The 14912-nt window shown below is 72.5% G+C and carries 9 protein-coding genes and 2 tRNA genes; 5 read left to right on the top strand and 6 right to left on the bottom strand.

All coding sequences use genetic code 11. The features are described 5' to 3' along the window. Positions 1–374: 374 nt before the first annotated feature. The 4 genes from MTF65_RS16250 to MTF65_RS16235 all read left to right on the top strand — a co-directional run bounded on the left by MTF65_RS16250 (position 375) and on the right by MTF65_RS16235 (position 5922). Positions 375–1988 (top strand): sporulation protein, encoded by a 1614-nt coding sequence (locus MTF65_RS16250; protein WP_243629391.1) that lies wholly within the window; start codon positions 375–377, stop codon positions 1986–1988. Positions 1989–2017: 29 nt separating this feature from the next. Next, entirely contained in the window at positions 2018–3253 is a 1236-nt protein-coding gene (gene lhgO, locus MTF65_RS16245; RefSeq protein WP_243629390.1) for an L-2-hydroxyglutarate oxidase, read from the top strand. A gap of 408 nt (positions 3254–3661) precedes the next feature. Then, positions 3662–4468 carry a tRNA (guanosine(46)-N7)-methyltransferase TrmB gene (gene trmB, locus MTF65_RS16240; RefSeq protein WP_374207240.1) on the top strand — a complete coding sequence of 269 codons (807 nt, stop codon included), beginning with the start codon at positions 3662–3664 and terminating at the stop codon, positions 4466–4468. Positions 4469–4554: 86 nt separating this feature from the next. Further along, entirely contained in the window at positions 4555–5922 is a 1368-nt protein-coding gene (locus MTF65_RS16235; RefSeq protein ID WP_243629389.1) for a PrsW family intramembrane metalloprotease, read from the top strand. Between the two features lie 50 nt (positions 5923–5972). Here the strand turns inward: MTF65_RS16235 and MTF65_RS16230 are convergent, their stop codons facing one another. The 3 genes from MTF65_RS16230 to MTF65_RS16220 all read right to left on the bottom strand — a co-directional run bounded on the left by MTF65_RS16230 (position 5973) and on the right by MTF65_RS16220 (position 8823). Further along, positions 5973–7007, bottom strand: a complete 1035-nt coding sequence (locus MTF65_RS16230) for a M23 family metallopeptidase (RefSeq protein WP_374207239.1) — start codon at positions 7005–7007, stop codon at positions 5973–5975. 300 nt (positions 7008–7307) lie between these two features. Next, positions 7308–8516, bottom strand: coding sequence for a PP2C family protein-serine/threonine phosphatase (locus MTF65_RS16225; protein ID WP_243629387.1), 1209 nt, complete (start codon positions 8514–8516; stop codon positions 7308–7310). Positions 8517–8749: 233 nt separating this feature from the next. Beyond that, a tRNA-Met gene (locus MTF65_RS16220) sits at positions 8750–8823 on the bottom strand. 300 nt (positions 8824–9123) lie between these two features. Between MTF65_RS16220 and MTF65_RS16215 the strand changes: the two genes are divergently transcribed. Beyond that, positions 9124–9196 (top strand) — tRNA-Lys (locus tag MTF65_RS16215). Positions 9197–9317: 121 nt separating this feature from the next. Here the strand turns inward: MTF65_RS16215 and MTF65_RS16210 are convergent. The 3 genes from MTF65_RS16210 to MTF65_RS16200 form a co-directional block, all read right to left on the bottom strand. After that, complete coding sequence (locus tag MTF65_RS16210) at positions 9318–10214, bottom strand: helix-turn-helix transcriptional regulator (RefSeq protein ID WP_243629386.1); 897 nt, start codon at positions 10212–10214, stop codon at positions 9318–9320. 385 nt (positions 10215–10599) lie between these two features. Further along, a complete protein-coding gene (locus MTF65_RS30275; RefSeq protein WP_279399170.1) occupies positions 10600–11871 on the bottom strand; it encodes an ice-binding family protein in 1272 nt (423 codons plus the stop codon). A 430-nt stretch (positions 11872–12301) separates the two neighbouring features. Then, complete coding sequence (locus tag MTF65_RS16200; RefSeq protein WP_243629385.1) at positions 12302–14677, bottom strand: DEAD/DEAH box helicase; 2376 nt, start codon at positions 14675–14677, stop codon at positions 12302–12304. Between the last annotated feature and the right edge of the window lie 235 nt (positions 14678–14912).

The raw sequence follows: 14912 nt of genomic DNA, 5'->3' as shown, positions 1-14912 counted from the left end.
CGGCTGCGCGGGCGCGGTCCGGGAGGCGGAATTCGCCCCCCGGACCGTTCCGCCACCCGCGGGGATTGAGGCAGCGGCATCCCCCGACCCGCCGATCAACGCGGCGGGCCGACCCACGCACCGCACATCGAATCGCCGGGCCCGCGGAGCGGCCAGAGCGCACGGCCGGGCGCACGGCCACACGGCCGGAGCACGCGCTGACACGTGCGCCCCGGGCACGGGCCCCGCCCCGACTGTGCATACGGACAACAATCCCGCCATACGGAACTGGAGCCCTTAACGCTTGGGAGGCGGGGAACTACGCTGGGTTTACGAAATGCCGGGCGCCTATGCCCCGGCGGCGTCTGCGTTCCGCGTGTGACGAGGGGTGGCGCATGTCCAGGGAGCTCCGCGAGCCCAATGAGAAGCTCGGCGCCGTCCTCGCCCTCGCGGGCATCAGCAACGCGGGGCTGGCCCGGCGGGTCAACGACCTCGGCGCACAGCGCGGTCTGACGCTTCGGTACGACAAGACGTCGGTGGCCCGGTGGGTGTCGAAGGGGATGGTGCCGCAGGGCGCCGCCCCGCATCTGATCGCCGCCGCGATCGGGGCGAAGCTGGGGCGGCCGGTGCCGCTGCACGAGATCGGCCTGGCGGACGCGGATCCCGCGCCCGAGGTGGGTCTGGCCTTCCCGCGCGATGTGGGCGCGGCCGTGCGCTCGGCCACCGATCTGTACCGCCTCGACCTCGCGGGCCGGCGCGGCGGTGGCGGGATCTGGCAGTCACTGGCGGGCTCCTTCGCCGTGTCCGCCTACGCGACGCCCGCTTCGCGCTGGCTGATATCGCCCGCCGACAGCTCGGTGGCACGCGAACCGGGCCCCGCACGGTCGTCCTCGGTACCCGGAACCCCGCCGGAGGGCCCGGGGGCGGGCCATGGGGCAGGGCCGCCGTCCACCGTTGTGCCCGCGCGGCCGGGCCCCGAAACTCCGCACGCGCCGCGCGAACAGGCACTCGTAACTCCGCACGCGGCGCGCGAGCAGGCACTCGTACCGGCCGCGGCGCCGGCGGCCCCCGCGCCGAGCGACGTGACTCCGCAGCGCGTCGGCCACAGCGATGTGACGAAGCTGCGCGAGGCAGCCGAGGACGCGCGCCGCTGGGACTCCAAGTACGGCGGCGGGGACTGGCGTTCGTCGATGGTTCCGGAGTGCCTGCGGGTGGACGCGGCGCCGCTGCTGCTGGGTTCCTACTCCGACGAAGTGGGCCGGGCGCTGTTCGGGGCGACCGCCGAACTGACCCGGCTCGCGGGGTGGATGGCCTTCGACACCGGTCAGCAGGAGGCGGCGCAGCGCTACTACATCCAGGCGCTGCGGCTGGCCCGCGCGGCCGCGGACGTACCGCTGGGCGGGTACGTGCTGGCCTCCATGTCGCTCCAGGCGACGTACCGGGACTTCCCGGACGAGGGCGTGGACCTGGCGCAGGCGGCCGTGGAGCGCAACCGGGGCCTGGCGACGGCCCGCACCATGAGCTTCTTCCGGCTGGTGGAGGCCCGGGCGCACGCGAAGGCCGGCGATTCGGGGGCCGCCGAGGCGGCGCTGCGGGCGGCGGAGGGCTGGCTGGAGCGGGCGCGGGAGGGCGACGCGGATCCGACCTGGCTGGGTTTCTACTCGTACGACCGGTTCGCGGCGGATGCGGCGGAATGCTACCGGGACCTGAAACTGCCGCGGCAGGTACGGCGGTTCACCGAGCAGGCGCTGTCCCGGCCGACGGAGGAGTACGCGCGCTCGCACGGGCTGCGGCTGGTGGTGAGCGCGGTCGCCGAACTGGAGTCGGGCAATCTCGACGCGGCGTGCGCGGCCGGCACCCGGGCGGTGGAGGTCGCGGGGCGGATCTCGTCGGCGCGGACGAACGAGTACGTACGGGACCTGCTGCACCGGCTGGAACCGTACGGGGACGAGCCGCGCGTCGCGGAGTTGCGCGAGCGGGCGCGGCCGCTGCTCGTGGCGCCCGCATAGCCCCGCGTCACCCCTTTGTCAGTGGCGGGGTGCAGTATGCAGGGGTGGGAGGTGGCAGCGTGGGCGGCGTGCGCGGTGTGGACTGCGATGTGCTGGTGATCGGCGGCGGGATCGTCGGTCTGTCGACGGCGCATGCGCTGTCGCGCCTCGCCCCGGGGACGCGGGTGGTCGTCCTGGAGAAGGAGCCCGGGCCCGCCCGGCATCAGACGGGCCGCAACAGCGGGGTGATCCACAGCGGGATCTACTACCGCCCGGGGTCGCTGAAGGCGCGGTTCGCGGTGCGCGGCGCCGCCGAGATGGTCAAGTTCTGCGCGGAGCACGGGATCGCGCACGAGGTGACGGGCAAGCTGATCGTCGCCACGGAGCGGGCCGAGCTGCCGAGGCTGCACGCGCTGGTCCAGCGGGGGCGGGAGAACGGCATTCCGGTGCGCGAGCTGGGCCCGGCGCAGATCGCGGAGTACGAGCCGGAGGTGCGGGGCCTGGCGGCGATCCATGTGGGCTCGACGGGGATCGTGGACTACGGGGCGGTGGCGGCGCAGCTGGCGGAGTCCTCGGGCGCGGAGATCGTCTACGGCGGGGCGGTGGATCTGATCTCGCGGCGCGCGGACCGGGTCGCGGTCCGCACCACGGCCGGGGTCGTGGTGCGCTCGCGGGTCCTGGTCAACTGCGCGGGCCTGCAGTGCGACCGGGTCGCGCGGCTGGCCGGTGACGATCCCGGGATGCGGATCATCCCCTTCCGGGGCGAGTACTACGACCTGGCGCGGCCCTCGCTGGTCCGGGGGCTGGTCTACCCGGTCCCGGATCCGGCGTTCCCCTTCCTCGGGGTCCATCTGACCCGGGGGATCGGCGGCGGTGTCCATGTCGGCCCGAACGCGGTGCCGGCGCTGGCGCGGGAGGGGTACGGCTGGGGCGTCGTCCGCCCGCGGGACGTCGCGGACGGGCTGGCCTGGCCGGGATCCTGGCGGATGGCCGCGCGGCACTGGCGGTACGGGGCGGGGGAGATCCGCCGCTCGCTGTCGAAGCCGGCCTTCACGGAGGCGGTACGCAGGCTGCTGCCCGCCGTGACCTCGGCGGACCTGGTCCCGACGGCGGCCGGGGTCCGGGCGCAGGCCGTGCTGCGGGACGGGACCTTGGTGGACGACTTCCTGATCCGGGACGCGCCGCGCACGGTCCACGTCCTGAACGCGCCCTCACCGGCGGCGACGGCGTCGCTCCCAATCGGCCGCGAGATCGCAACCCGCGCCCTCTCGATCCTCCGCGCCTGACCCCTGGCCGGGGGGTAACGGGTCCCGGGCGGCCCCGCATGCCCGGCCCGCCGCCCCGGCCCCGCGCCCCCGGGGCTGGCACCCCCCCTGGCCCGCGTCCACGGGGCCGCAGGGCCCTGACCTGCGGCGAGGCGGCGGGCGGGCCGGTTCCAGCGTGGCCCCGGGCCGTCGCCTCCGCAGCCCCGCCACGACGCCGCAGCCCCGCGCTGCGGGGGCACTGGCCTGCGGCAGGGCGGGTTCCGGCATGCCCGGCCGGCGCCCCGTGGCCCCGCCACGGCACCTGGCCCGCGTCCACGGGGCCGCAGGGCCCTGGCCAGCGCCGGCCCGCTGCCGGACTGCGGCAGGGCGGGGGACGGGGGATGGCGGCGAGGGGAGGGTCGGGGGGTGGGGTCGTAGAATCTGGGCATTGTGTCTGAGTCCTTGAACCCCCAGCCCAGCGTCCCGGCGGCGAACTCCTACGTCCCCCCGAAGTGGCGGACCGAGCCCCGGTTCCCCGACGGTCCCGCGCCCGATCCGGCCGGCTCGCACCACGAGCGCCGCATCCGCAGCTTCCAGCCGCGCCGCAGCCGCGTGACCACCGGCCAGGGCGAGGCCCTGAAGCGGCTCTGGGGTACCTGGGGGCTGGACATCGACGGGCATCGGGTCCTCGACCTCAAGGAGATGTTCGACGGGCTTCCCGTCGTCCTGGAGATCGGCTTCGGCATGGGCGAGGCCACCGCCCAGATGGCCGCCGACGACCCCGGGACCGGGATCCTCGCCGTCGACGTGCACACCCCCGGCCAGGGCAACCTGCTCGCGCTCGCCGAGCGCAACGGGCTCACCAACATCCGCGTCGCGAACGGCGACGCGATCATCCTGCTCCGCGAGATGCTGCCGCCGGACTCGCTCGCCGGGCTGCGCGTGTACTTCCCGGACCCGTGGCCCAAGGCCCGCCACCACAAGCGGCGGCTGATCCAGCCCGAGTTCCTCACCCTGGCCGCTACCCGCCTGGCACCCGGGGCCGTGCTGCACTGCGCGACCGACTGGGAGCCGTACGCCGAGCAGATGCTCGAAGTCCTCACCGCGCACCCCGACTTCGAGAACACCCAGCCCGACGGCGGCTACGCGCCCCGCCCCGAGTTCCGGCCGCTCACCCGGTTCGAGGGCCAGGGCCTCGACAAGGGCCACGTCGTACACGACTTGCTCTTCCGCCGCGCGGCGAACACCGAGAACTGACGCGGAGGACTGACGGGGAGCCGTACGTCACTCCCCGTGTCAGACCCGCTCGCTAGAGTCATCATGTGTTCCGAGCGCCGTCTTCCGTGCTCGCACGCCCGTCGGGCGCGGTCCGTACGTGCGTGCTCGTCGCCCTGCTCGCCGTCCTGACCCTGTCGGGGCTGGCGATCCTCGATCTCGTGCGGGAGCAGACCGGCACTCCCGGGTTCTTCGTCGGTCTCGGCCTGGCCGTGCTGCCCGTACCGCCGCTCCTGGCGGCGTTCCTGTGGGTGGGCCGGGCCGCTCCCCGGCCCCGGGCTCAGCTGCTGTTCTGCTTCGGATGGGGCGCCTGCACCGCCGCGTTGATCGCCATACTGGCCAACAGCTTCGCCACCCAGTGGATAGCCAATGCCACCGCCGACGCCTCCTCCGCGGACCGGCTCGGTTCGGTGGCGGTCGCCCCGGTGGTCGAGGAGCTCGCCAAAGCGGCGGCCCTGCTGGTCGTGTTCGTGTTCCGAAGACGGCAGTTCACCGGCCCCACCGACGGTCTGGTGGTGGCCGGGTTCACCGCCACCGGCTTCGCCTTCACCGAGAACATCCTCTACCTCGGCAATGCCTTCGGCGAGGACCTGGCCAGCGGCACCGGCGTGCTGGACTCGATGACGGCCGCGACCTTCTTCGTACGGGTCATGGTGTCGCCGTTCGCGCACCCGCTGTTCACGGTGCTCACCGGGCTCGGCTTCGGTGCGGCCGCGCTCGGCGCCGGCCGCGCGCGCCGGGTGGGGCTGCCGCTGCTGGGCCTGGGGCTGGCCATGGGCGTGCACGCGCTGTGGAACAGTTCCTCGCGCTTCGGGGAGTACGGGTTCTACGTGGTCTACGGCTGCGTGATGGTCCCGGCGTTCGGGGTGCTGCTGGGGCTCGCCGTGCGGATACGGCGCCGTCGGCTGCGGGCGGTCGCTGCCGAGCTGGCGGTCTACGCCTCCGCGGGCTGGCTCGGCGCGGCCGAGGTGCCGGCGCTGGCGTCCATGCCCGCCCGGTCGCTGGCCTGCGCCCTGGCCCGGAGCACCGGAGGCCGGGCGGCCGGCCGGGCGGTGTCCCGGTACGCGGCGGACGCGGCCGCGCTCGCGCTGCTGCGTCGGCGGGCCCGCCGGGGCGGTCCGGCGTGGGAGCCCGATTTCGCCCGCCGGGAGCGGGAGTTGCTGCACGGGCTGTGGCTGCGCCGGGCGACGGCGGGACCCGCGCTGGTCCGGGCGGCGGTCCTGGAGGAGCTGTTTCCGCCGCCGGCCGTCGGCTACGCGGTCCGGCCGACCGGCCCCGCGTCGGCAGCGGCCAGGGCCGTAGCCGTGGCGACCACCCCGGCACACGCACCCGCGCCGGCGCCCGCCCCGGCATCGGTCCCCGCCGGCGCGCCTGCCCGCGTACCGGCCCCCCGGCCGACTCTCGCGGATCACGTCTTGCCGGCGGCGCCGGCGTAAGCCGGGGTGAGTCGGCGTAAGCCGGAAAGGACCTGATCGGAAGGAACGCCTTAGACGTTCAGCCCCTTGGAGGTCAGCCACGCCAGCGGGTCCATCGTCGAACCGCCCTTGCGTACTTCCAGGTGAAGGTGGGCCCCGGTGACATTGCCGGTGGCGCCGACCCGGCCGATGGTCTCGCCGGTGCCGACCGAGCCGGAGGTCACCGACATCGAGGACAGGTGGCAGTACCAGATCTCCGTGCCGTCATCGAGCTGGAGCACGATCCGGTATCCGTAGGCGCCGGACCAGCCCGCCGAGATGATCTTCCCGCCGGCCACGGCCTTGACCGGGGTCCCGGTCGGGGCGGCGAAGTCGAGGCCGGTGTGATAGCCGGAGGACCACATGGAGCCGGAGTCTCCGTAGTGCGAGGTGAGGGTGTAGGCGGAGGTGGGCAGGGCGTATCCGCCGGAGGCCTTCGCCTCGCGCGCCTGCTCCGCCGCGGCGTCCGCGTCCGCCTTGGCCTTCGCCTCGGCGGCCGCCTTCTCGGCGGCCACGCGGGCTTCGTCCGCGGCCTTCTCGATCGCCAGCCGGGCGGCTTCCGCCTTCTCCTTGGCCTCCTGGGCGGCGGCTTCCTTCGCGGCGCGCTCGGCCTCCGCGCGGTCCTGGGCGGCCGCCGCGTCCTGCTGGGACTCGGCCTGCAGGAGGATCCGGTTGCGCAGCACCTCGCCGGCGTCGGCGCCCGCCTGCGCCTGCTGCGCGACGACCCCGGTCTTCCCGGCGGGCACGGCCGGGCGCGAGGCCGCCTCGGCGTCCGCGCCGCCGAAGGCGTCCACGGTCAGGTCGGGCAACGAGGGGATGGATATCGCGACTTGGGGGCGGTCCTGCGCCGTGGCGATACCGCCCGCGCCGACCGCCGCGATGACGCCGACGCCGAGCACGGTGGAGCTGCGGACAAGTCCCCCGCGCTGCTTGGCGACCCGGTGCTTGCCCCTGACCGCACGGACCGAGTCCTCGGTGGGGTTCCACTCGCCCCAGGCGCCCGCAGTGGGCTGTTCCTGGACGTCCATGCCTTCAAAGCCTTCAAAGGCAGGCAAGTTGGAGGCCACCGGGGCACACTCCTCATTGACACGCACGCGCACGGCGCCGTCTCTTGCGACGGCTGGGACCCCCGCGCTGCGTTATCGAAAGGTAATAGACGTGGGGGAGTGATTCCAAGCTGTTGCGCTGGAACATTCACATAATCCAGCCACTCAACGCGTAGCTATGGCCAGGACTTTTGCCGCATTGCGGGGTCAACTCGGGCAAAGATCGGCCGAATCCCACATCACTCCAGCCACAGGCGTCACGCGCCTCCTCGCGTCACGCGCCTCCTGGCGTCACGCGTCTCCGTGTCACGCCTCTCCCCGTCACGCCCCTCCGCGTCGCATCTCCTCGCCCCGCACCACCGGCACGGTCCGCCGCCGCCCCGGCTGCCGCCGCTCCGGCTGCCGCCGCCCCGGTCGGCCCACCGCGAGCAGCGCCATGTCGTCCATCGTCCCGCCGCCGGTGTGCCGGCGCACATCGCCGCTGAGCGCGCTGAGCAACGCGTCCGGCCCCGGGAAGACGCTGCCGCCCAGCCGGGCCGCCGGATCGTAGAACTCCCCGGCCGGGTCCCGGGCCTCGGTCAGCCCGTCGGTGTACAGCAGCAGGGTGGAGCCCTCCGGGAAGGGCCACTCCTCGGCCCGGTCCGGCCAGGCCGCCAGGTCGCCCATACCGAGCGGCAGCGCCGGGTCCGCCGGGGCGAGCACCGCCAGGCTCCCGTCCGCGGACAGCAGCAGCGGCTCGGGGTGGCCCCGGTTCACCAGCCGGAGCACCCCGCCCTCCGCCGGGACTTCCCCGAGCACGCACGTCGTGAACCCCTCGACCGCGTCCAGGCTGTCGCGCCGGGTGCCCTCCCGGGCCAGGGCCCGCTCCAGCCGGTGCGCGACGCCTTCCAGGGTCGGCTCGGTCTCCGCCGCCTCCCGGAAGGCCCCGAGGACCACCGCGACGGCCTCCACCGCGCCCAACCCCTTGCCCCGGACGTCGCCCACCGCCAGCCGCACCCCGTACGGGGTGTCCTGGACGGCGTACAGGTCCCCGCCGATGAACGCGTCCGCCTGGGCGGCCTCGTACCGGGCGGAGACGTGCAGGCCCCCGATCCGCTCGGCGGGCTTCGGCAGCACCGCGCGCTGGGCGGCCTCGGCGATGCCGCGCGCCGAGGCGAGCCGCTCGCCGCTGCGCCGCACGACCCGGTTGATCAGGATCGCGAGTCCGGAGACCGTCAGGACGGTGGCCAGCTCGGTCAGGGCCTCCGCCTTCCAGAAGGTGCTGTTGAAGAGGTGCAGCACGACCACCGCGAGCGAGGCCAGGGCGCCGGTCAGGGCGGTCGCCAGCAGCGGGAACACCGGGGCGGCGATCAGCGGGGCCGCGGAGAAGAAGGGGGAACCGGTGTAACTGGGCGGGGTCAGCATGTCGAAGGAGAACCCGAGCACGATCAGGACGACGGGCATCACCCGCACCACCCCCCGGCCCACACCGCCCACGCGCTCGCCGCCGCCCTGCCGCTGCCACCGCTGCCACCGCCCCAGCCCCACCACGCTGTTCTCCTGCCCGGTCCCTCGCACGGGGGCCGCTGCCGCCTCGCCCCTCAAGGCTGGCCGCAAGGGCGGCCGTACGGCGACCCGGCCCGGGCCGACCGGGTGACGGAGCGTCGGCGACGGCGAAGCGATGGGGACAGAGATGGGGACAGGGACGGCGCGCGAGGGTGCGTACGTACGCATGACATGACGAAGGCCCGGCTCCCCTGAGGGAACCGGGCCTTCGTACTGAGTAGCGGGGGCAGGATTTGAACCTACGACCTCTGGGTTATGAGCCCAGCGAGCTACCGAGCTGCTCCACCCCGCGTCGGTAAACACAACTCTACGCCATCTGTGGGACGGCCTGCGCCAATTAACCCCCGCACGACCTCATGAGGACACATAACAGCAGGTCAGAGCCCTGAAACGCGGCTGAGGAGGAGCTACGAAGGCCTACGGAAGGCACCTGCGGCGAGCGCTCGGAAGCAGCCGGCGCCCGGCCGGATCCCGCCGGGCGCGCTGAACTCCCCACGCCGGCCCGCGATGGCGGGAAACCGCCGCAGCCACTCCGGTCGATACCCGATCGGTCATACGCCCCTCTCCGGCTATGCTCTGGGGTGAGCACCGAGGGCCATTAGCTCAATTGGCAGAGCAGCGGACTTTTAATCCGTTGGTTGTCGGTTCGAGTCCGACATGGCCTACTGCTCACAGGTCGAGGCGATGCCTCTGGCCTGGCACTGAGCGCCCCTTCCGGTTTCGGCCGGACGGGGCGCTCAGTCGCTTCCGGGCCCGTGCGCGAGCCACGTGGGAGCGGACGGTCCGTCATCTCCTGGCCGGACGGGTAGGGGAACGGCATTCCGCGCCGGTGTCCGCCTTGATGCCTTCGGTAATGAATTGCCGGGTACGGTCCGGGCTCAGCGCCTGGGCCTGTAAGTGCGCATACATGTCGCTGTAAAGCCGAACGTCGGATCGTTTCTCCAGGTAGAGATCGCTGGTGAACCTCTCCAGGTACACCACGCCCCCATCGGTGGTGTCGGCGAATTCGAGCAGCGAGAACTGCCCCGAGACACCGGGATGCGCCCCCACCTCATGAGGGAGAACCTGCACGGTGACGTGCGGCTGAGAGTCGCTGATCCGGGTCAGGTGCTCCCACTGCTCGCACATGACCTCGCGGCTGCCGACGACACGCCACAGCGCCGATTCGTCCAGCACGACCCACAAGCGCAGCGGGTTGCCCGCGGCGGCGAGCCGGTCCTGGCGGCGCAGCCGCACCTGGAGGCGTGTGGCAGCCTGCGCGGCAGTGGCGTGAGGGATCGTTCCTGCAATGACCGCTCGGGCATACGCGGGGGTCTGCAGCAGGCCCGGGATCACCAGGGGCTCGTAGGAGCGGATCGTCGCGGCCGCAGCCTCCAGGCCGATGTAAGCGCCGTACGGAATGTCGCCGTAGGCGTTCCACCAGCCCTGCCGGCCTGATTCCCGGGCGAGCCGCATCAGATCGTCCACGAGGCGCTGGTCCCGGACTCCGTACAGCCCGCAGAGATCGCGCACGTCGCGCGGCTTGATGAGGCGGCGGCCGTTCTCCATGAGACTGATCTTGGGCTGGGAGATCAGCAGGCGCGCCGCCACCTGCTGCGTCGTCATGCCACTGGCCTCCCGGAGGCGGCGCAGCTCCGACCCCAGTCGGCGCCTGCTGACGGTGGGATTGACGTCGACACCCACGGGGCCGCACACCTCCGCTCCGAGAACCCTGCGCAGGCGAGCAGACTGTCATGCCCCAGGGCCAGTTGGCCCCACTTGGGCGCCGTGTCGCCACGGGCGCGCCACGACCGCCACAAAAGCCAGTTATGCCGGAAAAGCGCCATGGGGATAACATGATGAATGGGTCGGCGCACTCTCACGTGCGGCGTCCTGAAAGGGCGGCCCCGGCGGGTGAATGTGCCGGGGCCGTTGTGCGCCGTCGATCCTCAATGAGCCCCCCGGCAGTGTGTCCGGGGGCTCAAAGCCGCCGAAGGACGGACGGGGGGCTCTCCACGAGCTTGAACGAGCTTCACCCGGTGGTCAGAGTCCACACAGGAGGCCGTTCCCGACGGGAAGGCGTCGCTGCTCAGGACTTCGCGCAGGTCCCGTACTGGAGGCAGTCAATCCAGTGGCCCAGGCCGGACCCGTCGTGACCGACCGGGCCCTCGTTATAACCGCCAGGACCGTCCTCGTCGTGATCGCCGGGACCGTCCTCGTCGTGGTCGCCGGGACCGTCGTTGTCGTCATGATCGCCGGGATGGCCGGGACCGTCGTGATGGCCGTGGTCGCCTGGGCGTCCGGGGGGTCCGGGAGGTCCAGGGGGGCCGGCAGGACCAGCCGGACCGGCAGGTCCCGCGGGTCCGGGGGAACCGGTCGGGCCAGGGGCACCAGGTGCGCCGGGAGCACCGGGCGAGCCGTCAGGGCCAGGGAGGCCGGGGGCACCAGGCGAACCCGTCGGACCAGGTGCGCCGGGAGCACCGGGCGAGCCGTCAGGGCCAGGGAGGCCGGGGGCACCAGGGGCACCAGGCGAACCCGTCGGACCAGGGGCACCAGGTGCGCCGGGCGAGCCGGTCGGTCCAGGCGAGCCGGTCGGTCCAGGCGAGCCGGTCGGTCCCGGAGGGCCGCTCGGTCCAGGCGAGCCGGTCGGTCCCGGAGGGCCGCTCGGTCCAGGCGGCCCGGGCGGGCCGACCGTGCAGGCCGCCCTCGTGATGGTGTTGTTGTCCAGCGTGACGGCGGCATTACGCGCCAGCGCCCGCCCTTCGAACACCGCGCCGTTCTGGGCCGTGATGGAAGCCAGAGCCAGGATGTTGCCCTTGAAGAAGGACGAGGTCTTGACCGTCGCGGAGCTGCCCACCTGCCAGAAGATGTTGCAGGCCTGCGCTCCGTTGATGAGCTGGACGTTGCTCCCCACCTCCATGATCAAGGTCGTGGGGACCTGGAAGATGAAGACGGAGTCGGGGTCGTTCTGACCGTCGAGGGTGACGGTCCCGGTGAGTCCCAGCGACGTCGAGGCCGGCCGTGTGTACACACCGGGCGCCAGCGTCTGTCCGGTGAGATCGGCCCCGGGGTCGGCCCCCGGACTCCGGCCCGCCGCGTCGTTGTAGGCAGTGGTCAGGTCTGACTGCGCCTGCTGCGCGGCGGCGTTGTTGATGTTCTGGGTCCCGTTGACGATTCCCGGCGGGAATCCCGTCACGGAAGTGCCCGGCCAGAGTCCCAGGTCGCCGTTGATGACACTGTTGCCCGTATTGGTGACCGTTGAGCCACCCAGGACCGCGTAGCTGGTGACGGTCCCCAATCCCACGGGCGCTTCGACGGCCTGCGCGAGCTGTGACGGCAGGGTGACCGCCGCCAGCACCATCGCTCCGGGCAGCAGAAAGAGGGTTCCCCTTCTGAGCCGCACTCGTTTGCGTTTTCTGTCTGGTGGATCCGACTGGATGGCATCCAACGCCACAGCAAGTCCTTCCTTGTCGCTGTCGAGCCCAGTACCGCCGGAGGGGGACTCCGAGCGCCATTCAGCGAGTTCTCGTCAGACCACAGCCACGTACGCGCGTCGACTGCGGGCTCACCCCGAGCGGGACGGCAGACCGGCCCCCTGCCGAAAGCAGTGACGAACCGTCACGTAACAGTCATCTCGCATATAACAGAGCAATAAACAGGACTTGGGAACAACTGGGCTGTTTGAGCGAGCGCCACCAGAACAATGACTTCGTCGCGGCCGGGAACGGGCTCGGCCCCCACCGCACCGGGGTGCTGTGGGGGCCGAGTCTCGGTCAGTTGACGCTCAGGCGTCAGCCGTTGCGCTTCCAGCGCGGCTTGTCGTCACGACGGCCGCCGAAGGAACCGGTGGAACCGGTCGAACCCGAGCCGGACGGACGGTGGTCGTCGCGGCGGCCGTACGGGCGGTCGCCGGCGCCGCCGGAGCGGAAGCCACCGGAGGGACGGTCGCTGCCGCCGGAGCGGAAGCCACCGGCCCCACCGGACGGACGGTCGTCACGGCGGAAGCCGCCCGAGGGACGGTCGTCGCGGCGGAAGCCGCCACGGTCGCCACCGCGGTCACCGCGGTCGCTGCCACGGTCGTCACGGTTGAAGCCGCCGGTGGGACGGTCACCGCCGGAGCGGAAGCCACCCGAGGGACGGTCGTCACGGCGGAAGCCGCCACGGTCGCCACCGCGGTCACCGCGGTCGTCGCGGTTGAAGCCACCCGACGGACGGTCGTCGCGACGGAAGCCACCGGAGGGACGGTCACCGCCGGAGCGGAAGCCACCCGAGGGACGGTCGTCACGACGGAAGCCGCCACGGTCACCGCGGTCACCGCGGTCGTCACGGTTGAAGCCACCCGACGGACGGTCGTCACGACGGAAGCCACCGGAGGGACGGTCACCGCCGGAGCGGAAGCCACCCGACGGACGGTCGTCACGACGGAAGCCACCACGGTCACCACCGCGGTCGCCGCCGCGGTCACCACGGTCACCACGGTCGTCACGACGGTTGTCGCGGCGCTCGTAGTTGCCCCGGTCGTCGCGGCTCTGGAAGGCCGGACGCTCTTCGACGACCGGAGCGGCCGCGACCTGAGCGGCGACCTCGGCCTCGGCGGCCTCGGCCACCTCGGCGACAGCGGCCTCCGGGTCCTCGCCACGCTCACGGGCGGAACGGGCGACGAGGCGGTCGGCCTCCTCGCGCAGCTCCGCGGCGCGGCGGGTCAGGCGCTCCAGCTGCTTGGTGAGGTCGGCGACCTCACGCTCGGCCTGCTTGGCGGCGTTGTTCGCGGAGTCGGCCTGGACCTGGGTCAGCGAACGCGCACCGGTGATCTCGGCGACCTCCGGGTCGAAGGCGCCGACGCCCTGGACGATGTGGCGCGAGGCGTCGACGCCCGCGTCCTCCATCAGGCGGAAGATCTGGCGGCGCTGGTGCGGCAGGGCGAGGGAGACCACGACACCGGACTTGCCGGCGCGGGCGGTACGGCCCGAGCGGTGCAGGTAGTCCTTGTGGTCGCCGGCCGGGTCCACGTTGAGGACCAGGTCGATGCCGTCGACGTGGATACCGCGGGCGGCGACGTCGGTCGCGACGAGCGCGTTGACGTAGCCCTCCTTGAAGTCCGCGAGGACGCGGGTACGGGCACCCTGCGTCATGCCGCCGTGCAGCGCGTCGGCCTTCACGCCGGCCTCGATGAGCTGCTCGGCGATGCGGTCGGCGCCCAGCTGGGTGCGGACGAAGATGATGGTGCGGCCCTTGCGGGCGGCGATGGCGGCCGTGACCGGCGCCTTGTCCTTCGGCTTCACGACGAGGACGTGGTGCGTCATGGTCGTGACGTTGCCCTGGGCGCTGTCGACCTCGTGCGTGACGGGGTTGGACAGGTAGCGCTTGACCAGGGTGCCGATCTCGTTCTCCATGGTGGCGGAGAAGAGCATGCGCTGGCCGCCGCCGGGGATCTGGTCGAGCAGCTCGGTGACCTCGGGCAGGAAGCCCAGGTCGGCCATCTGGTCGGCCTCGTCGAGGACGGCGATCTTGACGTTCTCCAGGGAGCAGGCGCCGCGGTTGATGATGTCGCGCAGGCGGCCCGGGGTGGCGACGAGGACGTCGACACCGCGCTCCAGGGCGTAGATCTGGTTGCCCATGGAGGTACCGCCGCAGACGACCTTCATCTTCAGGCCGAGCACGTCGCCGTAGGGCTGGAGGGCGTCCGCGACCTGCATCGCGAGCTCACGCGTCGGCGTCAGGATGATCGCGCGGGGCTTCTTCTTCTCGGTGTGGCCGCCGGCCAGCGAGGCCAGGGTCGGCAGACCGAAGGAGAGGGTCTTGCCGGAGCCGGTGCGGCCGCGGCCGAGGATGTCCTTGCCGGCCAGGGCGTCCGGGATGGTCGCGGCCTGGATCGGGAAGGGGGCGGTGACGCCGTTCTGGGCGAGCTTGCGCACGATGCCCTCGGGCAGACCGAGGTCGCCGAAGGTGATCGAGGGCTCCGCGTCAGCGGCGGCGTCAGCAGCGGCAGCGTCGTCGTCGAAGTTGTCGGTGGACTGGTCGGTCGTCACGTCGGCCTCAAGAGCCTCGATGATCTCGTCCGCCTCAGCGGCCTCAATGGCCTCGGTGACCACGAGGGTCTCGGCGTCGACGATCTCGTTCGAGTCGTTCTCGGGCATGACGGCACGGTCAGAACTGGAAATGGACATGCGAAATGCGAAACCTTCCGGAGTCTCGGCACGCGCCCAAACTCCGTGAATCGCAAATCGACCGCCTCAATGCGGTCAGCCACGGCTAGGGAGAGTACGCGCCACACGGCGCTCTTCGGATTCGGCGCCGGGCAATGGGATCAAACGATCTATAACCATACGCACCCTCCCCCGGGTCTGGCAAATCGTTCCGCCCTGAACGGCCCCCACCTGCGACGATGCCGCCCGCCAGGGC

The sequence above is a fragment of the Streptomyces sp. APSN-46.1 genome (genome assembly GCF_022815725.1).
Classification (GTDB): Bacteria; Actinomycetota; Actinomycetes; order Streptomycetales; family Streptomycetaceae; genus Streptomyces.
This window is presented reverse-complemented; position numbering and strand designations above follow the sequence as displayed.